21 protein-coding genes are annotated in these 21026 nt (G+C 41.1%); all 21 read right to left on the bottom strand.

Features of this window, described 5'->3' with window-relative positions; genetic code table 11:
- Window positions 1–46: 46 nt before the first annotated feature.
- Window positions 47–1024: an electron transfer flavoprotein subunit alpha/FixB family protein gene (locus tag R4Z10_RS06270; protein WP_338472349.1), complete on the bottom strand. Its 978-nt coding sequence runs from the start codon at window positions 1022–1024 to the stop codon at window positions 47–49.
- 14 nt (window positions 1025–1038) lie between these two features.
- Window positions 1039–1809 (bottom strand): electron transfer flavoprotein subunit beta/FixA family protein, encoded by a 771-nt coding sequence (locus R4Z10_RS06265; RefSeq protein WP_338472348.1) that lies wholly within the window; start codon window positions 1807–1809, stop codon window positions 1039–1041.
- Between the two features lie 93 nt (window positions 1810–1902).
- Window positions 1903–2631: an SDR family oxidoreductase gene (locus R4Z10_RS06260; protein WP_338472347.1), complete on the bottom strand. Its 729-nt coding sequence runs from the start codon at window positions 2629–2631 to the stop codon at window positions 1903–1905.
- Between the two features lie 274 nt (window positions 2632–2905).
- The gene (locus R4Z10_RS06255; RefSeq protein ID WP_338472346.1) at window positions 2906–4327 is read right to left on the bottom strand and encodes an FAD-binding protein; all 1422 of its coding nucleotides are present in this window, start codon (window positions 4325–4327) and stop codon (window positions 2906–2908) included.
- 310 nt (window positions 4328–4637) lie between these two features.
- Window positions 4638–5618, bottom strand: a complete 981-nt coding sequence (locus tag R4Z10_RS06250; RefSeq protein WP_338472345.1) for an electron transfer flavoprotein subunit alpha/FixB family protein — start codon at window positions 5616–5618, stop codon at window positions 4638–4640.
- Window positions 5619–5630: 12 nt separating this feature from the next.
- Window positions 5631–6428 carry an electron transfer flavoprotein subunit beta/FixA family protein gene (locus tag R4Z10_RS06245; protein WP_338472344.1) on the bottom strand — a complete coding sequence of 266 codons (798 nt, stop codon included), beginning with the start codon at window positions 6426–6428 and terminating at the stop codon, window positions 5631–5633.
- A gap of 67 nt (window positions 6429–6495) precedes the next feature.
- The gene (locus R4Z10_RS06240; protein WP_338472343.1) at window positions 6496–7350 is read right to left on the bottom strand and encodes an aspartate/glutamate racemase family protein; all 855 of its coding nucleotides are present in this window, start codon (window positions 7348–7350) and stop codon (window positions 6496–6498) included.
- A gap of 65 nt (window positions 7351–7415) precedes the next feature.
- Window positions 7416–8792 (bottom strand): flavocytochrome c, encoded by a 1377-nt coding sequence (locus R4Z10_RS06235; RefSeq protein ID WP_338472342.1) that lies wholly within the window; start codon window positions 8790–8792, stop codon window positions 7416–7418.
- A gap of 15 nt (window positions 8793–8807) precedes the next feature.
- On the bottom strand, window positions 8808–9266 hold the full coding sequence (locus R4Z10_RS06230) for a heme-binding protein (RefSeq protein ID WP_338472341.1): 459 nt from the start codon (window positions 9264–9266) through the stop codon (window positions 8808–8810).
- Between the two features lie 42 nt (window positions 9267–9308).
- A complete protein-coding gene (locus tag R4Z10_RS06225; RefSeq protein ID WP_338472340.1) occupies window positions 9309–10178 on the bottom strand; it encodes an oxaloacetate decarboxylase in 870 nt (289 codons plus the stop codon).
- 53 nt (window positions 10179–10231) lie between these two features.
- Window positions 10232–11071 (bottom strand): FAD synthetase family protein, encoded by an 840-nt coding sequence (locus R4Z10_RS06220; RefSeq protein WP_338472339.1) that lies wholly within the window; start codon window positions 11069–11071, stop codon window positions 10232–10234.
- Window positions 11072–11243: 172 nt separating this feature from the next.
- Window positions 11244–12224 carry an ABC transporter ATP-binding protein gene (locus R4Z10_RS06215; RefSeq protein ID WP_338472338.1) on the bottom strand — a complete coding sequence of 327 codons (981 nt, stop codon included), beginning with the start codon at window positions 12222–12224 and terminating at the stop codon, window positions 11244–11246.
- A complete protein-coding gene (locus R4Z10_RS06210; RefSeq protein WP_338472337.1) occupies window positions 12199–13227 on the bottom strand; it encodes an ABC transporter ATP-binding protein in 1029 nt (342 codons plus the stop codon). The genes R4Z10_RS06215 and R4Z10_RS06210 overlap by 26 nt, the downstream gene beginning before the upstream one ends.
- Before the next feature lie 19 nt (window positions 13228–13246).
- A complete protein-coding gene (locus R4Z10_RS06205) occupies window positions 13247–14086 on the bottom strand; it encodes an ABC transporter permease (RefSeq protein WP_338472336.1) in 840 nt (279 codons plus the stop codon).
- A gap of 16 nt (window positions 14087–14102) precedes the next feature.
- A complete protein-coding gene (locus R4Z10_RS06200; protein WP_338472335.1) occupies window positions 14103–15047 on the bottom strand; it encodes an ABC transporter permease in 945 nt (314 codons plus the stop codon).
- A gap of 27 nt (window positions 15048–15074) precedes the next feature.
- Entirely contained in the window at window positions 15075–16628 is a 1554-nt protein-coding gene (locus tag R4Z10_RS06195; protein WP_338472334.1) for an ABC transporter substrate-binding protein, read from the bottom strand.
- Between the two features lie 243 nt (window positions 16629–16871).
- On the bottom strand, window positions 16872–17141 hold the full coding sequence (locus R4Z10_RS06190) for a hypothetical protein (RefSeq protein WP_338472333.1): 270 nt from the start codon (window positions 17139–17141) through the stop codon (window positions 16872–16874).
- On the bottom strand, window positions 17138–17278 hold the full coding sequence (locus tag R4Z10_RS06185; protein WP_338472332.1) for a hypothetical protein: 141 nt from the start codon (window positions 17276–17278) through the stop codon (window positions 17138–17140). The genes R4Z10_RS06190 and R4Z10_RS06185 overlap by 4 nt, the downstream gene beginning before the upstream one ends.
- Window positions 17279–17488: 210 nt before the next feature.
- A complete protein-coding gene (locus R4Z10_RS06180) occupies window positions 17489–18475 on the bottom strand; it encodes a VOC family protein (RefSeq protein WP_338472331.1) in 987 nt (328 codons plus the stop codon).
- Between the two features lie 67 nt (window positions 18476–18542).
- Window positions 18543–19736 carry an acyl-CoA dehydrogenase family protein gene (locus R4Z10_RS06175; RefSeq protein ID WP_338472330.1) on the bottom strand — a complete coding sequence of 398 codons (1194 nt, stop codon included), beginning with the start codon at window positions 19734–19736 and terminating at the stop codon, window positions 18543–18545.
- Between the two features lie 51 nt (window positions 19737–19787).
- A complete protein-coding gene (locus R4Z10_RS06170) occupies window positions 19788–20981 on the bottom strand; it encodes an acyl-CoA dehydrogenase family protein (protein WP_338472329.1) in 1194 nt (397 codons plus the stop codon).
- Window positions 20982–21026: the final 45 nt, after the last annotated feature.

Genomic DNA, 21026 nt, shown 5'->3' with positions numbered 1-21026 from the left:
AAGTTAAAACGAAATGGGAGAAATTAAATTCCTCCCATTGTCTTCACTAGACGCCTGTTGCAACCGTCAATTGCTTAAATTCTTCTGTTAACAATGGCACGACTTCGAACAGATCACCGACAATTCCATAATCAGCTATCGAGAAAATTGGGGCTTCTGGGTCTTTATTAATCGCTACAATGACCTTTGAATTGGACATCCCTGCCAAGTGTTGAATCGCACCGGAAATTCCACAGGCAATGTATAGATCTGGGGTCACTACTTTTCCTGTTTGCCCCACCTGCATGGAATAATCACAGTACCCTGCATCACATGCGCCCCGAGATGCCCCAACTGCACCACCTAACACTTTAGCCAGTTCATCAAGCAGCTTAAATCCTTCTTCATTTTTCACTCCTCTTCCGCCGGAAACGATTACTTTTGCTTCAGTCAGATCGACTCCGCCAACAGACTTTTGAACAATCTCTTTTACGACGGTTCGAATATCTTTAATGGTTGGATTAAAAGGGATAGATTCAGCAGTTCGACTAGAATCTGCTTCTACTAATGGAATATTATTTGGACGAATCGTAGCAAATATTGTACCAGATACGATTTTCTTCTTTTGGAACGCTTTACCGGCATAGATTGGGCGGGTAAAAATAATCTCGTTTTCTTCTAGCTCGATACGGGTAACATCCGAAATCAAGCCAACTCCAAGCTTTGTTGCTAAGCGAGGAGACACATCCTTCCCAATTGCTGTATGCCCCATCAAAATGACATCCGGCTTCACCTGATCTACTAATTGGAATAACGCTTGAAGATATCCATCCGGAGTATACTGTTTCAGTCTTTCATCCGGAACCATGTAGACTTTATCGGCACCATACTCAGCCAAAGAGGTAACAAAATGAGGTTCTGAGCTTCCTAGAACAACGGCGGTAATTTCAGCGCTATCTATTTTCTGAGCTGCAGACAATGCTTCAAAAGATACGTTTCTAATTTGATCATCTCTTACTTCTACTAACACTAATGTTCTTTTCATCTTCCATTCCTCCCTTATATGACTTTGGCATCTTGATGAAGCAGCTGTACTAATTCTTGTGCTTGCTGGGACAATTCCCCTGACAATACTTTTCCGGCTTCCTTCTTAGGAGGAAGGAATTGATCTAGATTGACTGACTTTGCAGCACTTTCTTCTAGATTTACCTCAAGGTCTTCGATACTTACACGCTCAATTGGTTTCTTTTTCGCCTTCATAATCCCAGGGAGAGAAGGATAGCGAGGCTCATTCAAGCCTTGCTGTGCCGTTACTAGTAAAGGCAGAGATGCTTCAATCACTTCTGAATTCCCTTCTACATCCTTAACAACGGTAACCTTATCTGAATCGATTGTTAATTCAACGGCTGTGGCCACATGAGCCAGATTTAGTTCTTCTGCCACTCTTACAGCCACTTGACTGGCGCCGTTATCGACCGACATGCTGCCTGTTAAAATAAGGTCGTAGTCACGATCCTTAATTGCAGCAGTTAATATTTTGGAAATCGAATATTCATCAAACGTAAGTGAATCGTCATCTTCAATTAAGACCGCTTTGTCTGCACCCATGGCAAGAGCCGTACGTAACGCACTTTCTGCACGCGATGGGCCAAATGTGACGACCGTAACTTGGGCACCTTGATCTTCCTTCAACTTAACGGCCTCTTCGACTGCATACTCATCATAAGGATTAATTACATACTCTGGACCATCTTCTACAATTTGACCGTTTTCTATAACGATTTTTTCTTCTGTATCAAAGGTTTGTTTTAATAAAACAATAATATTCATCGCTTTTCTCCTTCGCTATTTTCTATGGAAAAAGAACCTACTCTAGTTTTCTATCAAATAAATTCCCGTTCTAGCAGGTCACACTTATGTTTTTCACGTATTAACAGGTCTGCCACTTCCAAATGCTTCGATCGCAGTTGCTGTGATCGCAACGGATTTAGGCAAGCATAAATCAACAATGATGTTTGCGATATCAATTGGCTTCAGCCAGCCTTCCTTATTCACATTCGGTCCTAAATCATCGGTCATTTTCGTGTCGACAGGACCCGGACATACTGCATTCACTCTTACGCGATAAGGTTTGAGCTCTTCACCCAACGCTTTTGTAAAGCCCATTACCGCATATTTTGATGTGATATAGGCACTCCGGTCTGGTCCTCCTTTTGTTCCCCAAATCGATGAAATGTTGATGATGACCCCATCTAGTTTTTCCTTCATATTTGGAACAACCTCACGAGCAAAAAGAAAAGGCGCACGGCTATTAATGTTTTGAACAAAGTCCCATTCTTCGATGGTGGTTTCATCAAATGGCTTTAGAAGCATGGTGCCTGCATTGTTTACGAGAATATCAATGTTTCCTAACATGTATCTCGTCTGTTGAATCGCTCTTTTTACATCCTCTTCTACACACGCATCCCCTGTTGCGTAAATGGCTTCTCCACCTAATTCTTCAATGATATAGTTAGCAGTCTCCGCGACTTCAGCTTGACTGCGAGAGAAAACCGCCACTTTTGCGCCATGTTTGGCTAATAATATACAAGTCTCACGGCCAATTCCTCTGCCACCGCCTGTTACGAAAGCCACTTTCCCTTGTAAATCCACTTAAATCACCCTTTTCTTCTAATCAAATTCGCCTATCGAATTTGCGCTCGGATTTTTATCACGCTTCAAAGGGCCACATCCTGTGGCTTTCGCCTGACTAGGACATCCCTGTCCGTCGTCGAGTTCGCTCGATAAACTTCCCCTAAAAAATCCGAGGCATCCACCGGAGGCTAAACTTACATTTTATGAAAAAGCAAAAATGGGAGAGAAACTCTTTCACTTTTGCCTTTTCATGTACGTTATTCTATCTATTTTGTGGTGATATCAACTGTCTTTACACACCCATTTTCTCAACGTTGGCAACATATGAAACCGCATGTTCACCCGCTTGACGCCCAAATACAAGGCCTCTTAAAACAGATGTCCCACCAGGATATTTGCCATAATAAAGACCAGCTGCCTCACCAGCAGCATATAATCCAGGGATCACGTCATCATCCTGTGAAAGGACAGAGCCATTTGTATCTGTTGCTAACCCGCCATTTGTAAAAACATTTGAGCAAACAATTGGGTAAGCAATAAATGGACCTTGATCAATGGTAATCGCCCAATTGGATTTTGGCGGTGTAATTCCAACCGCTTGTTTGCCGTCTTTTTTATGTGCTTGGAATTCTCCCGGTTGTACGGCAGCATTGAATTCTTGAACAGTTGCCACAAGTTGCTGTGCCGGCACGCCAATTTTCTCTGCTAATTCTTCAAGAGTATCAGCCGTAATCGCAGGTTTATCCGTTTCCAACGCCTGTTCATAATTCGGAATGTCATACATTTTCTGATCACTAATCATATACGCAATATGATCTGGAAGATCGTAGAAAATCTTTCGGGCCACTTCTTCATATTGCTCGTCTACAGTAGATTTCCCTTCATCAACGAAACGCTTGCCATTTTTATCAACAAGAATTCCATATGGATAGGTCATGACAGCTGCTTCTTCGCGATTACTTCTTGGATCTACTGGTTCAGCATGAAAGGCATCAAATTGACCAGCCGGTTTCGCTCCGATATTCAATGCCATTCGAATCGCTTCTCCTTTGTTAAATAGTCCGCCTTCACAAACTGTGCGAATTTTGTGGGCGTCCCTGCCAATATATTGAGCCATCATCTCTTGATTTCCTTGGAAACCACCTGAAGCTAAGACTACAGCGCCAACTTTTAATTGAACAGAGGTTCCTCCTTTTACTCGAATCATGAGTCCGTCCACAACCCCTTCATCATCGAGAAGGATTTTCCACGCTGTTGCTTCATAGATAATTTCAACTCCAAGACCTGCTGCACGTTGAGATAATGTGTCAATGATGGCACGGCCTCCACCAACTGGCAGCAAACGCGGACGATTAGAAGTTAAAAACATCGTTGGTAAATAGTCGAATGCGACCCCTTTTTCTTCTACCCAGCGAAGCGTGCTTCCTGCGTTCTCAGCGAGTGTCTCAATATACTTTCGATCCGAATAGTTATCCGAGAAAGCCATCATATCATCCACAAAATTATCAGCAATTTCATCAATATTCTTCATTCTCATGTAGGACGCTGTCCATCTGGAATTTCCGCCTCTATGATCAAAATCAGACCGTTCTAAAATGGCAATTTTTAATTTTTTTCCTTGCTTTTTAGCTGTTTCTGCTGCAGATAACGCTGCTGACGTCCCTGCAACCCCACAACCGATTACAACAATGTCATAATCCACTTCTCTTCCCATATATATAACCTCCGTTTTTTATAAAATGATCAAATTCGCCCCGCCGAATTTGCGCCCGGATTTTTATCACGCTTCAAAACGCCACATTCTGTGGCTTTCGCCTGACTAGGACGTCCTGTCCGTCGTCGAGCTTGCTCGATAAATACCTTTAAAAAATCCGTGGCATCCGCCGGAGGCTTAACTACATTCAGCCTGGTTTGACCCCCCATTGAATCGGAAGAATATTTTACATTCAGCCATTAGCTTTAAATGAGCAGACTTCTGCTGAAATGTAGTTATCTTAAAATCTAGCATTATAGGATAAACGAATTTAGCCGATCTTCTGCTTTAGTGCTTCCGTTAGAGCAGGGATGACCGTCTTATAATCAGCCACGATCCCGAAGTTTGCTCTTTTGAAAATAGGAGCTTCAGCGTCATTGTTGATGGCTACTACCGTTTTCGCATTCGTAATTCCTGAAAGGTGTTGACTTGCCCCTGATATTCCAATCGCAATATATAGATCTGGTGCGACAACCGCTCCTGTTTGGCCGACTTGATATTGGGATGGCACCCATCCTGCATCACAGGCTGCTCTTGATGCACCAACTGCACCATTTAAAACATCTGCTAACTCTTGGATTTCATCAAAAGCTTCGGAGCTGCCAAGTCCTCTTCCACCGGAAACAATGACACGTGCATCTTCTAGGCGAATTCCAGATAAACTGGATTCAATTTTTTCAACCAGCTTTGTCACAACCATCTCTTGGGATAATTCACAATCAATAGCAGTGATCGTTCCTGTTCTATTATCATCCGCTTCGATTTTTTCGCAGGACTTCGGACGAAGGCCAACTACGACTTTTTTACGATTAACCGTATATTCTCCGTAAGCTTTATCCCCATAAATTGGACGAATCCAGTTTATTTCGTCAGCCTCTGCTTTAAAATCAACCACTTCGGTTATGGCAGCTGCCGAAACACGTGTTGCAACCCGTCCGAGCAAATCCTTACCTTTTTTATCAAAAGGAAGAATGAATATATCAGCTTCAGCCTGTTGAAAAGCGGAAGTAATTGCATGGGAATACAATTCAGTCTGATACTCATCTAATAAAGGATTATCGATTGTATAAGCTTGCTGTGCTCCGTAGGTTATGGCTTCTTTCGCACCTTCCTTTGCACCTGTACCAACAAGAACCGCCTCCATTTCAATTGAAGCGGCTTCAGCCAAGCGTGTGCCAAAGGATAACGCCTCGATTGCATTGGAGTCCAATTTTCCCTCTTTTTGGGCTGCATAAATGAGCACTTTGACCATCTAGATCACCTCCTATAAAACTTTTAATTCTAGTAGCTTATGTGTTAGGCTATTAGCGATTTGAGAGTCATCACTGCCAGTTAGGATTTCACAATTCACTTCCCGATCGGGAACAAAAACCTTTTGTAGTAAAACCGCTGGCTGACAAAGTTCAAAATTCAAGCCATCTAAATCATCGATTCCAAGTTCGTTAATTGGTTTACTTCTCGCTAAACGAATATCCTTTACCTTTGGAAGGCGTGGTACATTGTTTTCAGAGCTAACGATCGTAATCACTGCAGGCATTGGAACATCCTTTATTGCATGGCTCGTTTCTGTCTCACAAACTGCTTGAATTCTGGTACCGTCTGTCTCAAATTGGGAGGAAAGTGTTACACTTGGAATGTTCAGCTCCTCTGCAATTACCGTTCCAACTAGACCCTCTTCTATGTCACTTGCTTGGTAACCAGTCAAAACCAAATCCACATCACCTAATTTTTTAATCGCCTGAGAAAGGATATACCCGACTGCTTGTCCGTCTAAATTTTCCCATTCATCATCCCAAATACGAACCGCTTGATCAGCAGTAAAGGCTAATGCTCTGCGGAGTACATCATCTGATTCTTCATCCCCAAGACAAAGGGCTGTCACCGTTGCTCCATCGATCTTGTCTCTGAGTTGAATCGCAGCTTCTAGAGCATTTTCAGCGTAGGAATCCATTACCATATCTCCGCTTCCTTCCTCAGGCCGGTTCGTTGCAGGATCGATTTTGAAATAACGCGGTGGGATCTCCGGATCAACGACCTGCTTTAAACATACAACGATATGCATGTATGATTCACCTCTCACATATGTGTTTAAATTAGGAATATTTCAAATTTTTAAAGGCGAACTATAACTATATGGATGCTTTTTGTTCTCCTCTAACTGGAAGGCCTTGATCATTTTTCGGATCTGGTACAGGTTCTAATCCGTACAATTCTCGAAGCCTTGCAACTGCTTCTGCAGGCGGCTTGGCATTATAGTATCCCTTACGTGTCATATAGACCCCAGAGTTTTCTTTCAAATCAACTAAGGCTTCACACATTTTGATTCCTGACGCAAACGAGTCAACAATTGGAACATCTTCAATTCTTGACACCCCATGTGTGGCCAAGAATACATTCATCGGTCCTTCCCCTGGAACGATGACATCAGCTCCTTGGGAAATGGCCTTCTCCGCTGCCTTTTTAAACGCCTCGATAATCGGTTCTGGGTTTTGGAATCCACCTAGAATATCATTAAAACCAACTTCTGTTTGAACAATCGGTCCTAATTTTCCACCGAGACCATAGCGTTCGGCATTTTGGCGGAGTTCATCAGCGAGCGGGGCCAAGAAATTGACAACCCCAATGGTGTCCCCAAGCATGGATGCCATATGAAAAGAAGCCTGACCATATCCCACAACCGGAATATCGACAAGTGTACGTGCTTCAAGCAGCCCGACATCCGGGATTGTTCCGATAAACATGGCATCATATCCTGCGCTTTCAGCCATTAACGCGGCACGAACAAATTGCTCGCGGTGAAGATTTTGTAGATAGGAATACGTAATAAAGTGACCAGGATATTGGCTAGGATACGTACCTTTTGACATTCCATGTAGAACAACCTCTACCCCAGGACGTGCTACCCGATCAATATGATTGATGACAGCCTCTCGGTATGCAACTACTTCTTCAATACTTGTTAAGCTTTGATGCCAAATTTTCAACATTTTCCCTCCTCTATATCATTATTTCAAATTTTTATATAAACGAACTGCCCTATAACTTTCAATCAAACTTTGATTTCCTTTTTTAATGCGTTACGAACAGCCAGTCTTCCGAATACAGCACATTTGCCAAGGGATGAACCCGTTACATAACCAGCACCATGGAATCCACCTGTTACTTCTCCCGCTGCGTAAAGCCCTAAAATCGGCTCATTGAAAGCGTTGAGAACTTGTCCATCGGAATTTACAGCTACTCCAGCATAAGTGGCCAACATCGCAACGGTTGATTCAAACGCGTAAAATGGCGCTTTTTCGATCGGAGTTGGCATTCCATAATTATGTGTAAGGGATTTACGGCCAAATTCAGGTTCTGCCCCGTTTCGAACGCCGTTATTATAAGTAGTTATGGTTTTTGATAACACCTCAACTGGTACATCAATGCAGTCTGCTAGTTCCTCTAATGTATCGACTTGGTAAAGAAGACGACGGCGTTTTAATAATTGAAAATCATACAACGGATCATCATGGACCGCTTGATCCATCACATTCTGATCCCAGATTTGATAAGTAATCCCTTCAGCCTGCTTCAGCGCGGCATTTCCTAATAATTTATAAGAAAGGGATTCATCGATAAAGCGCTTTCCATCTTGATTGACGATAATCCCGCCCTTATAAAAAGCTAGTCCTTGCGACTTGACTGCGCTGCTGGCCGATGGGTGAAATCCGTATGTTCCGCTTAAGTATTGACGGTCAAGGATCGTGGCTCCATGTTCCCATGCCATCTTTAACCCTTCTCCAACATTTCCTTCCCCGCTTATTCTTAATGCGCCATCAAGATGGGGCGCAAACTTTTGGAGTAGTTCTTCACTATTCGCAAATCCACCAGAAGATAGTAAAACTCCTTTTGTTGCCGCAACAATAACGCTTTCAGCTTCTGTTTCGTATAAAACACGATCAATGATGTTTTCTTTGTTCTTTAAAAGCCTCTTTGCAGGAGAATTAAAGCGGATCGTTACATTTGGAAGCTCCTTCACTCGTTTATATAACGCCTGAATTCCTTGATGCGGATCAATCGTATGCCCGCGCGGTACACTATGTCCGCTTACGGCTTGCAGTGTTCGGAATTCGACTCCATGGTCTTTAAGCCATTGATACGTTTCAAATTGATACTGACCATAAGTTTTAATTAACTCAGGGTTATTGACGCCCCCGCCAACCTCAATCAAATCGCTCATTAGTGATTCAACTGAATCTGTAATTCCAGCATTCTCTTGCATATCTGTACCAGAAAACGCCATATATCCCGAACTAAGAACGGTGCTGCCGCCAAGCTCATCCTGTTTTTCGAGAAGAAGGACGCTTGCGCCTTCTTCTCCTGCCTCAACAGCTGCACACATTCCAGCTAATCCGCCACCCAATATGATTAAGTCAAAAGTTTCCATAATCTCTCATCTTCCTTATTCTAGGTTTTTTAACACTTCTAATGCCGCTTCACATACTTGCATATCATGTGTGTAGTGACCGCCGCTAACGCCGATGCCTCCGATTAGCTCTCCATTGATTTTAATTGGGTAGCCTCCGCCAAAGATGACCAATCTTTCTGTATGAACAATTCCGTGTAGCAATGGCGGATCATCCTTAATTCTGTCATACCATTCATGCGTTGCTCGGTTATATACAGCTGCAGAGAAGGCTTTATTTTGAGCGACTTCGATACTTAATGGAAGAGCACCATCCATTGCTGCAAATGCTCTTAAATTTCCTGGTTTATCAACAATTGTAATGCTAAATGGCATTCCAAGTTCTTTTCCTTTTGCTACGGCTGCTTCAATCATTTTATTGGCTAAATCAAGACTAATACTTTTCGATTCAACTGTTGTTACGATGTTTTCCATTCGTTTTACCACCTTTTCCATTTTTATTTAACCACCTTATATCCAGTCATTAGAAACGACTTCTTAACTGTGTGAATACTCTTTTTCCCATTGCTTTATTTGATCTAGCTTGAAAAGGGACTGTCTTTCTTCCCAAGTACAAATAAAGTCCAATACATTATCATGAGATCCCTCTTCTTTTAACACTCTTAAAGAATCAGTAATTCCTTTAATAGCTGAGCGAAGGGCTGTATTTGCACATAACATAATCTTAAATCCCAACTCTTCCGCTTCATTTAATGAAACAAGTGGAGTTTTTCCACCTTCTACTAAATTAAGAACTTGTGGAATTCCTTTTAATGAACTAGTGATTTGTCGTAACTGCTCAAGTGTGGTTGGAGCTTCGACAAAGATGATGTCAGCTCCAGCTTCTGCATAAGCATGAGCCCTTTCAATTGCCTCTTCCACTCCATGGACGGCTACAGCATCTGTCCTAGCCATAATCGCCAAATTTTCATCCTGTCTTGTATCCAGTGCAGCCTTAATTTTGCCGACCATTTCTTCTTTTGAAATCACGTCTTTTCCATTGAAATGCCCACATTTCTTCGGCGAAACTTGATCTTCCAGTTGAATCGCAGCGACTCCTGCTCTTTCAAATTCTCTTACTGTTCTCATCACATTAATGGCATTTCCAAACCCCGTATCCGCATCTACTACAATCGGAATGGAAGTCACGTCTGCCATACGAGTAACAATATCAACTACTTCTTTTAAGCTTGTTAAACCTACATCCGCCCATCCTAATTGAGCATTTGAAATTCCTGCACCTGTCGCGTAGATCGCCTTAAATCCAATTTCCTCGATTAATCTTGCTGACATCGCATCATAGGCACCTGGCAGGATAAAAGCACCTGGTTCTGTTAAAAGCTTCTGAAATTCTTTCGTTTTTGACATGATTGATAGCCACCTATTTACAAAATTTTAATTTCGACTGTATGCTTAAATTCTTAGATAATATGAATCAATTTCTTTTCAACCATGGCGGTTTCTCCATAAATCTGTTGATGCCATTTGATGGTAAGTGGGCCACGATAACTAGTAAGAAATGTAGTCATACGATTTAATGGGATTAACCGTTTTTGTTCATTTACGATCACTTCGACCTCTTGATTGCTGGGGTCCCCTTTTATTGTGATGGCATATCTACCTGGTCGAGGCAGCGTATAGTAAGGCTGAACCTTAAGGGAAGCACCGTTCCATTCACACTCTACTTCATAGGGCCGTCCTAGTAATTTACTAACCTCTTCCACTTTTCCTTGTGCTAATTTCTCACGCAGAGAGGTTGAACTAATTTTTTCTCCTCGGCACTCTACTTTGGAAACTTTTGTTACTTCTAGAAGACCACCGGAATCGTCTTTCAGCCGGTCCATATTGCCAATGCCCTTTGATCCATACGTATAATCGAAGCCTGCAACTGCATGGGTGACACCAAGTCCCAATAAATATTGGGCTGTAAACCTTTCTGGTGAAAGCGCTGCAAATTCTTTCGTGAATTGAACAATATAGAATCTGTCCACACCTAAATCACTCAGCAATTTCTCCTTTGAAGAAAGAGGCATTAAATAATCAATCGTTTTTCTTCCGTCAGATAAAACGGATTTTGGATGAGGGAAAAAACTCATCACGGCCAGTAGCTGTTCTTTTTCTCTGGCTATTTGATAGGCGGTCTCAATGACTTTTAAGTGACCTTTATGAACCCCATCAAAAAATCCTAACGCCATGACACTCAGGTCTGCCTTTTTCTGCCATAGCATGAGATTGTCTTGGTTCAGATAAATCGTTTCCATGCAGTTGCAGCCCTCCTTTTTTATTTTTCCTTTTCATGACCTTAACTAAATATTAGAAAATTCCGTATATTTTTTCTAGAGGAAAAAACCCTTAACTTCTCTCTGTATTTTCAATGATTTTTATTGGTTTTTACTTAACCTGAGATCATAAGTCAATAAATATATTCAATTTTTACTGAAATAAAGATTCTTCGTACAATAAACAAGCCGTTAAATTTTGATGAGATAAAGGTGTTAAAATAGGCTGGATGTTCTTACATTTCTCCATCGCGGCTAGACAGCGTGTATGAAAATGACAACCCTGCGGTGGATTTGTTGGACTCGGCAGATCCCCCTTTAAAATGATCCTCTCCCTTTCCCTCAAGTTCGGATCTGGTAGTGGTACAGCGGCCAACAACGCCTCTGTATATGGGTGACGTGGATTAGCAAATAATTCCTCTGTTTCTGCTACCTCAATCATTCTGCCAAGATACATAACAGCAACTCTGTCGCTTATATGTTTTACGGCTTGAATTCCATGCGCAATAAAAAGATATGATATCCCCATTTCTTCTTGAATTTCTTTTAAGAGATTCAAGATTTGAGCCTGAATAGAAACGTCTAAGGCGGAAACAGGTTCATCACAAACAATAAGTTTAGGCTTTAATGCAAGTGCTCGAGCAATACCGATTCTTTGTCTCTGCCCACCGGAAAATTCAATTGGGTAACGACTGCCATGATACGAAGCGAGGCCGACTCTTTCCAACAGTTCATCGACTCTCTTCCTTATTTCTTTTTTTGACCCTATTCTATGAAGGACTAGTGGTTCCGCAATAATATCGGCTACTGTCATTCTAGGGTTTAATGAGGAATAGGGATCTTGAAAAATCATTTGTAAATGCTTCCCTAATTCTTTCTTATTTCGATATTCACTTATTTTTTTACCTTCGAAATAGATTTTACCGTCTGTTGGCTTGGATAGCCCGACAACCATTCTTCCTGTAGTAGACTTTCCACTCCCAGACTCTCCAACCAAACCAACCGTTTCTCCAGGATAAATATCTAAACTTACTCCATCCACTGCCTTCACAAACTGATCTTTTTTTCCAAAAAGGCCGCTACCGACAGGAAAATATTTTTTAACTCCTTTAAGAGAGACTATAGGTTTTGTCATTTTGTTCTCCCACTCCTTCATATTTAAGTGGATTCCAGCATGATACTTGATTACCTAACTTGTGCTGGATCAAAGAGGGTTCTTCCTGTCTGCATCTGTCTATTGCATATTCACAGCGATTAACAAAGTTACATCCGGACGGCAATTCTAGCGGGTTCGGTACAGTTCCCGGAATCGTTTCTAATTTTTCTCTTGACGGACCATATAACTCTGGAACACTTGCCATTAACCCTTTTGTATATGGATGCATCGGATGTTCAAAGATTTCATCCACCGTTCCCTCTTCAACTATTTTCCCGCAATACATGACAAGGACACGGTCTGCTATTTCAGCTACAACTCCAAGGTCATGTGTGATTAGCAAAATCGAAATCCCAAACTCCTGTTGCAAATTTCGTAGTAAAGTAAGAATTTGAGCTTGTATCGTTACATCAAGTGCAGTAGTCGGTTCATCGGCAATAATCAGTTTAGGATTACAGGCAAGCGCCATAGCGATCATCACTCTTTGTCTCATCCCTCCTGACATCTGATGAGGATAATTTTTTAATCGTCTCTTCGGATCGGGGATGCCGACTTTGTTTAATAAATCTAGTGCTGTTTTTTCCGCCTCTTTATATTTCACTCTTTTATGCAGAACAATGGTTTCGGCAATTTGCTTACCAATCGGATGAACAGGATTAAGGGAGAACATTGGATCTTGAAAAATCATTGAAATATCATTACCTCGTATTTTCCTCATGTCCCTTTCCTTTAACTTTAGTAAGTCCTTTCCTTCAAATAGAATTTCACTTTCAGGTTTATATTGAATCGCACTTGAATTAAGCCCCATAATGGAGAGGGAGGAAACACTTTTTCCACTTCCTGATTCTCCTACTAATGCAACAATTTCACCCTTTTTTATCGAGAATGAGACACCGCCTACAGGTTTGATTTCCCCTTTTGGTGTTGGGATGAAAGTCTCCAGATTCTTTACCTCAAGTAATGGAATATCATCTGTCTTCATAACTACTCGCCCTCCTTTTTTAGGCCTTTTTATATTTCGGATCGAGCGCTGTACGCAGGCCGTCCCCGAGGAAGTTTCCGGCAAGTACTGTTAGAATAATCGCCAATCCTGGATAAACAATTAACCAAGCATTAATATTAATCAAACTATAAGACTGTTGAATCATATTTCCCCAGCTGATTTGAGGGGATTGCGCTCCCATGCCTAGAAAACTTAGCGATGCTTCAACAAGAATCGCATAACTTAAATTAAAGGATGCTTGTACGATGATCATTGGCGTGATATTCGGAATGATATGCCTGAACATAATCCAGACGGCATTTGCACCGGAAATTTTCGAAGCTTCTACATATGGCTCAGAACGAACCTGCAGGGTTTGTCCTCTTGCAAGTCTCGCAAACTGAGGGATTGAAACAATACCAATTGCGATCATCGCATTCCACAAACTAATACCCAGTGCACCTGTAATCCCTAACGCAAGCAAAATAGTCGGAATCGCAATAATTCCGTCTACGACTCTCATAAAAATGTCATCAACGACTCCACCTAAGTAACCAGATAGAATCCCCATTGGCACACCAATACAAAGGGGGATGAGAATTGCAAATAAACCGGCTTGGATTGCTGCTTTCGTCCCCATTAATAATCTGCTGAAAATATCCCTTCCAAGTTCATCAGTCCCTAACCAATGCTGCATACTGGGCGCTGCCATCACATTCATTAAATCCTGTTTTAACGGATCATATGGAACGATATAGGGAGCAATCAGTGAAATAACAGCAAGACACAGTAAAAAGAGAAAGCTGACAAAAGCAAGTCGTTCAGACATTAATTGTTTAAATAGAAATTTTAAACGCATGTTTTCAGCTCCTTCCTTAATACTCAATACGGGGATCTAAGGCGGCATATAATATATCCGTAATAAAGTTAATCAAGATGACAATCACAATCATAATCAATACAACACCTTGTAGCATCGTGAAGTCGCGTTGTAAGATGGATTGGACTGCAAGCTGGCCTGCCCCAGGAATAGCAAAAATGGTTTCAACAACAACAGTTGCTCCCAGTAAATTCCCAAATAAAATACCAATTGTTGTGACAACAGGCAGCATTGCATTCTGAATGCCGTGTTGGAAAATAGCCTGCATGCGATTAACCCCTTTAGAGTAAGCCGTACGCACATAGTCAGTACTCATCACTTCTATTAGCGATGATCGTAAATGTCTCGTAATTTGAGCCGTACCAGCTGCACCTAGTGAAAAAGCTGGCAGCAAAATTCCTTTTAAAAATGCAACTGGCTCCTCCGTAATACTCGTAAAACCGGTGGCAGGAACCCAACCGAGCTTAAGACTGAAGAATAAAATCAGGAGCATCGCAAGCCAAAAATTTGGGATCGCTGTCCCAAGCGTTCCAAAAAAACGGGCTGTGTAATCCATCCAACTATTTGGAAAGTATACCGATGTAATCGCAAAGAACATTCCACCTATAATCGAAATAATCATTGCGACAACCACAAGTTGAAATGTGACTGCTAATCGTCCAAACACTGCTTCATGGACTAATTCCCCTGTAAGTAATGAACGCCCTAAATCCCCCTGTGACACGTTTTTTATCCAATCAAAGTATTGAAAAAAGACTGATTGATCAAGACCTAATTCCTTCCGTAATTGTGCAATTTTTTCAGGTGTTGCATTTTCTCCTAACAATGCCAGAACAGGATCCCCTGGAATTAAAAGAATAAACGAAAAAACAATAAAGGTTGTAATCACTAACATCGGAATCACATATAAAAAGCGTCTCAGTAAGAATTTTAAAAACATTCTAATCCTCTCCCTCGATCATTGTCGTTATTGGGATTTCCAAACAGTTGAAAACATTGGCCTTTCCAGCATATTTGGCTCATACCCCTTTAAAGAATGATTCATAATAGCTGTCCTTGGAGTAAAAAACAGCGGAATCACGATCGCTTCTTCTAATACGGCCTGTCTGTTAAGTTCAGCGTATAGTTTTTTACGCTCCTCTTGATCAAAGGTAGTACCAGCTTTGTAAAGTAGATTTTCAATTTCATCGGTTGAATGACCGGAAGAAAAATAACTCTCAATCGAAAATACACCTTCAGCTGTTAATTGAGGATCAGGGCGTCCTGACCAGCGATTTAAATAGCTTGTCTCTTTCCTTTCTGCGAAGAAAGTCGAAATCGCTGCTTGGTATTCCATAGGCTGTAATTCAACTTCAATACCTACCTCTTGAAGTTGCCCCTTAACTGCCTCTGCTAACCTTGAATCATAGGCATTGGAAAGGTGAATCATTTTAAATGAAGCATCTTCAACTTTTGCTTCTTTGAGAATTTTCTTTGCCTTTTTTGGATCATAATCAATTTTTACTGTTTCATCGTGTGCCCAATACCCCTTTGGAAAAGGCTGATATGCAGGCTCCCCACTTCCAAAATTAATAGCGTGAACAAGGGCTTCACGGTCAATGCTGTGGTTAATGGCCTGCCTTACCGCTTTGTTATTAAGAGGTGGTTTCTGGGCATTAAGATAAATGACTTTAAATGGAACAGATGTTATTTTTTCAAAATTGATTTTTTCATCTTTTTCCAAGCTCACAACATTCCCAGGCGATATATTTTCTGCAAAATCAACCTCACCTGATCTTAGAGCATTGATTCTAGTCGTTTCATCCGGCATAATTTTTATTGTCATTTTATCTAAAAAAGGCTGTCCATTTTTCCAATAACTCTCATTTGCTTCATAAACGATTTCTCCATTTGGAATGTGGTTAACTACCTTAAACGGACCCGTACCAACTGGATTTTGGGAAAAGTCCTCACCATATTTTTTCACAGCTGATGGAGAAACCATCATCCCACCGGTGTAGGAGAGCGCCAGTAACAGGGATGAATCCGGCTGTGACAAATGCAATTTCACGGTTGTTTCATCCACAACTTCTACACTTTTAACATTTGCTAATTCTGTTACAGTAGAGTCAGTTGAATTGACGCGTTCGATATTAAATTTAACGGATTCCGCATTAAAGGGTGTGCCATCTTGGAACGTAACTCCTTTCCGCAATGTAAGCACCAATGTTTTCTCACCCTGAAATTCCCATGACTCTGCAAGTCCTGGTACAGGTTCAAGCTCAGGGGTAAATTCTACCAATGTATCATACACCGGACGAAGTAAAGGAAAATTTATGCCAGAACTTGCTTTTATTGGGTCAAAATTACCTGCGTCTGCTTCATAGGCAAAGGTGGCTTCTCCCCCTTTTTGCGGGACTCCATCTTCCTCACCCCCTCTTTGTTCGACCACCGTCTGATCTGTTTTTGGAGAACATGCTCCTAGAAAGAATGCGGGCAAAAATAACAGGATTAAGAAGAATCTTAACGAATTAACTTTCATACTTACTCCACCTCTTTCCCTAAAATAGGATAAAGATTATTAAACTAACTTTCTGAAACATAATTATGTGAATATTTCTACAATTTTAGATGGAAATGTTACTAGACATCATTCTATTCTAGTATTACTAGTAAGATTTACCTTTAAATCTTTCCGCTCTCCTAGTAATAAGATTTCCGAAAACATAACTCCAAAAGAAAAAAGGGGGGAGATCTAATTTTCAATTACATTCCTCCTTAAACATTAAAGGGTCCTCATGCACATAAACATAGCAGACCTTATAAACCATTGATTATTTTCCTTTTTAACAAGAGATAGATAGGAAATCACAGCAATCACTTCACATAAAAAGATCACGAACGCCATTGGCCAGGCTAAAAGTCCGTTTCCTATGCCTTCTAATGGAGCTGTCATTGCACCTAAAACGAAAGGCATGAGTCCTAAATAGTCTGCAGCACTTCCTGCCGATTTCCCTTGACTTTCCATCGCTAAGGAAAAAACGGAGGTTTTCACAACTCCCACACATGAGATAACAAAAATAAGGCAAAAAGCACTCCGATAAGCCCAGCCTCTAATAAAAGTATGATTGACAATAACACCCCGCCAAATGTGGCGATACTAATCCAATCATTCACCTTAGTTTTTTCCAATGTGAAGCAAAATCTAAATCAAGCAAAAAATAGAAATTCCATCAGCAGGGGGCTTTACTACGCATCGAATTCCGCGATGTTAGCCTTTTTCAATCCCCCACTGATGGCTTATTTAAAAAACTATTATTCGTTTCATTCCCATCAGGCTTCGATGGTCGGATGATACGTAAGGCAAAAGTTCTTGATTACTTCTTAACTCAATAACTAACCTTAAATTTTTATTTTTGGTTCAGTAATTCCCCCTGAAGCGTCAATAGTTGGATTATTTTCTGGATTCGTATCCGTTTGATCACCCCAGAATGTAAAGCCCACATCCATCTCATCAATTGTCCACTCAATTGGCTCCCAATCTGGTTCAAAGATTAAATAGCCATTTGTAAATAACTCAACACGTAGGCCGCTTCCTGGGTCACAAACGTAGACATACATCGCTTGGGAAATTCCATGTTTACCAGGTCCTTTAAATGTTAGACCGTGTTCTTTTAGGATATCTGCTGCACGAAGTAAATCTTGCGCATTATCCAACCAGTAAGAAATGTGGTGGATCTGGTGCGTTGTTGGTGAATGTGGATCCCCACTAACCGCAATATCGTGCACAAGTGGCGTCACACTCATCCATCCTGCTAAATAGGAATTATCAGGTGCCTTAATATATTCACGCATTTTAAATCCTAATTTTTCATGTAAGAAATCAGTAATGATCTTTACATCCATTGATGTCATCACATTCACGTGATCAATTCTTCGTGGTGATACCCCACGTGCCCATGCTTTATACGTTTGATTTTTTAACACAGAACGTCTTGCAGGATCCGCCAATGTTTTTTCCATATCATAATAAATTTCAAAACGGTGTTGACTTGGTAAATGGAAACGAATCGCTCTCCCTTGACCCGCTTCGACTCCTGCTTCGACCCATTCTACTTCGGTGCCTGCTTCTTCTAGTAATTTCGCAAATCCTTCTACATCTTCTGGGCGTTTTGTTCTCCATGCGATGTGATCTACATATGCCCTGTCGCCTGCGGTTAAGGATAGGGTATGATGTTCAAAGTCTCCCCAAGCTCGTAAATAGACGGTACCATCTACAGTTTCAGTTTCTTCTAAACCAATTAATTCTTTAAAAAACCATAAAGACTTCTCAAGATCTGGTGTAACCAATGCAACGTGTCCTAATTTAGCGATTTCTGGTAATATCATTTTATACTCCTCCATCTATTAAAATTTTTAATATTAAGAAAATTCAATCGTTCATTACCTCTTTTTCTTAAACAAAATACGTATTCGGCTCTTGACCACACAGCACTCTTCCGTATGTTTCAATTAAGCTAGACGGTGTGATAAATCCATGTAAGTGCATCGTTGTGAAGTCACGATATACTCTTTGGAAGGCGTTGTTTTCATACGTAAATACAGATCCAGCTCCTGCTAATAACAGTTCAATGGCTTCTTTACATAATTGGTTTACATAACCAAAGTCAGCTTTCATTTGGACAATTTCTTCCATTGTCATCTTGTGTCCTGCTTCTGAGAATGCATCAAGTCTATCAACTGCGCGATATAAATGAAGTTCGGCAGAATCAATTTTTAACTGAGCTTGTGCAATTTGTAAGTGAGTAACAGGTGCCTCACTCATCTTTGTATAGAAGGTATTCCCAATGCCAGCTCGTTTCACTCGTTCCATATGAAGATCCATGGCAGCTTGTGCAAGCCCGAGTGCCGGACCGACAATCGATAACGTCAGTGATGGAACAAATGGCGTCTGATATAACGGAACCGATTGAAGAGGTTCAATCATGTAATGGCCTTTTGTTGCCAGCCTGTCCAAAGAAACACGATGTTCTGGCACAAATGCATCTTTAATTCTTACACTGTTACTGCCAGATCCTTTTAATCCCATTACATGCCAATCATCAAGAATTTCGATATCTTCTTGTGGAACAACCATGATGGCCATTTCCATTCCACCATTGCCGTCATCGACAGGGAATCCAAAATAACACCAATGGGCATGTGGTCCACCAGAAACAAACGGCCATTGAGCTTCGTCAATATAATATCCGCCTTCTACTTTTCGAATTTCACATTTAATCGGCTTAAAATTACCGGCTAGCACAATTTCTTTGCCAGGTTCATAGATCTCATTTAATGCTTTTTCACCAAATGCGTAGGAAACCATATAATCTCGAATGTTACTAAGTGAAACGAACCATCCAGCCGATCCATCTCCACGTGAAATTTCTGTTACAACCTCTGTGTAGGTACGCATATTTGTTTGGTGCCCACCAAACATTTTCGGACGCAATACTTTTAACAAACCATTATCTTTTAGCTCTTGTATCGTCGCCTCAGGTATACGATTGTATTTTTCTGTTTCTTCTCCCCGTTCACGTAAAGCAGGAATCATCGTTCGCGCTCTGTCCACCAATTCCTTGTTTATCTCCAAAACGCTTTGACTCATAGTAAATCCCCCTTTGCTAAAATATGATTCAAATGTATATCTAGGAAACTCTTAATACCTCATTGCATTTGATTGCAAACCGGATAAAATTCTGCCGTAATTTTCTTTCGTAATTGATGGTGATAGTGAACGGTGAGAATAAAGTGTCCAAAAATCTCGGAATATTCTTTGAAGCGGATGGCCGTCATAAGCGAACCCTGAACCACTAGCAAGCATTAATATGTCAAGCGCTTCTTTACACAGTTGATTGGCAAAGCCAATATCCCCTAAAGCTTTAACTCGTGCAGGACGATCCATGTATTCGCCGCTTTCTGCCCACTTGTCAAGCTCATCAGCAACTCGATAGTAGTGCATTTCGGCTGAATCAATCTTTAAAGCAGCTTCAGCGAGTTGTACATGTAAACTTGGAGAATCCTTTAAATACTCAACCCCAATATGAGCGGCTCTTTTGTTCGGAAGAAACTCTTGAAAGAACGACAATGCCGCTTTTACAACTCCTAAACCTGGTAAACCTAACGATAAAATCAGTGCTGGGAAAAGAGCCGTATTGTATAATGGAATATCGCGCAAATGAGTGGATTGAAAGTTTCCATTTAAAGCTTCATCAAATGATACAACCCGGTGATCTGGGATAAACACATTATGCATTTTCACACTGTTACTACCCGTTCCTCGTAGTCCCAATGTGTGCCAATCGTCGAGAATTTCCATCTCGTCAAACGGCACGGTCATTAAGGCCTGGTCGACAAGTTTTCCTTCTTCATCCACAATCGCCATCCCAAAATATCCCCAACTGGCATGTAAGGAACCTGAACAAAATCCCCAATATCCTTCTTCTATTAAATAGCCGCCATTCACCTTCCGAGCAATACACTTTCTCGGCTCATATACACCAGCAAATACAACATCTTCTCCACTGCCAAAAATTTCTTGATGGGCTTTTTCAGAAAATGACTCAGCTACCATTAATTCGCGGATACTGCATAGTGCCAAGATCCATCCGGTAGAAGCACAGCCCTTGGAAATCTCGACAATAACGTCTGTATACGTTCTCATATTTGTTTCATAACCACCATACTGTTTGGGGCGAAGCATTGAAATCAACCCTGCTTCTTTTAATTCCTTCATGGTTGCCTCAGGTATTCGGCGGATTTTTTCTGTTTCTGGTGCGCGTTCCCATAATTTCGGGACTAGCTCGCGGGCTTTTTCTAGAAATACAGATTCTGCTTGAGCCACTTTAGCCATTTTTATCTCTCCCTTTTCATCCAAAGTTTGTTTTCATTTATTATT

Source organism: Niallia sp. XMNu-256, assembly GCF_036670015.1.
Lineage (GTDB): Bacteria > Bacillota > Bacilli > Bacillales > Cytobacillaceae > Bacillus_BD.
Note: the sequence above shows the minus strand (reverse complement) of the source record. Positions and strands in the feature narration are given on the sequence as shown.

Bases quoted from the DNA above. Each gene is read 5' to 3' on its own strand.
- R4Z10_RS06210 (WP_338472337.1), bottom strand. From the start codon at position 13,227: ATGAAGACAGATGATATTCCATTACTTGAGGTAAAGAATCTGGAGACT.
- R4Z10_RS06220 (WP_338472339.1), bottom strand. From the start codon at position 11,071: ATGGAAACGATTTATCTGAACCAAGACAATCTCATGCTATGGCAGAAA.
- R4Z10_RS06250 (WP_338472345.1), bottom strand. From the start codon at position 5,618: ATGGTCAAAGTGCTCATTTATGCAGCCCAAAAAGAGGGAAAATTGGAC.
- R4Z10_RS06170 (WP_338472329.1), bottom strand. From the start codon at position 20,981: ATGGCTAAAGTGGCTCAAGCAGAATCTGTATTTCTAGAAAAAGCCCGC.
- R4Z10_RS06225 (WP_338472340.1), bottom strand. From the start codon at position 10,178: ATGTCAAAAACGAAAGAATTTCAGAAGCTTTTAACAGAACCAGGTGCT.
- R4Z10_RS06255 (WP_338472346.1), bottom strand. From the start codon at position 4,327: ATGGGAAGAGAAGTGGATTATGACATTGTTGTAATCGGTTGTGGGGTT.
- R4Z10_RS06245 (WP_338472344.1), bottom strand. From the start codon at position 6,428: ATGCATATCGTTGTATGTTTAAAGCAGGTCGTTGATCCGGAGATCCCA.
- R4Z10_RS06195 (WP_338472334.1), bottom strand. From the start codon at position 16,628: ATGAAAGTTAATTCGTTAAGATTCTTCTTAATCCTGTTATTTTTGCCC.
- R4Z10_RS06180 (WP_338472331.1), bottom strand. From the start codon at position 18,475: ATGATATTACCAGAAATCGCTAAATTAGGACACGTTGCATTGGTTACA.
- R4Z10_RS06270 (WP_338472349.1), bottom strand. From the start codon at position 1,024: ATGAAAAGAACATTAGTGTTAGTAGAAGTAAGAGATGATCAAATTAGA.
- R4Z10_RS06230 (WP_338472341.1), bottom strand. From the start codon at position 9,266: ATGGAAAAGGTGGTAAAACGAATGGAAAACATCGTAACAACAGTTGAA.
- R4Z10_RS06200 (WP_338472335.1), bottom strand. From the start codon at position 15,047: ATGTTTTTAAAATTCTTACTGAGACGCTTTTTATATGTGATTCCGATG.
- R4Z10_RS06215 (WP_338472338.1), bottom strand. From the start codon at position 12,224: ATGACAAAACCTATAGTCTCTCTTAAAGGAGTTAAAAAATATTTTCCT.
- R4Z10_RS06205 (WP_338472336.1), bottom strand. From the start codon at position 14,086: ATGCGTTTAAAATTTCTATTTAAACAATTAATGTCTGAACGACTTGCT.
- R4Z10_RS06265 (WP_338472348.1), bottom strand. From the start codon at position 1,809: ATGAATATTATTGTTTTATTAAAACAAACCTTTGATACAGAAGAAAAA.
- R4Z10_RS06175 (WP_338472330.1), bottom strand. From the start codon at position 19,736: ATGAGTCAAAGCGTTTTGGAGATAAACAAGGAATTGGTGGACAGAGCG.
- R4Z10_RS06235 (WP_338472342.1), bottom strand. From the start codon at position 8,792: ATGGAAACTTTTGACTTAATCATATTGGGTGGCGGATTAGCTGGAATG.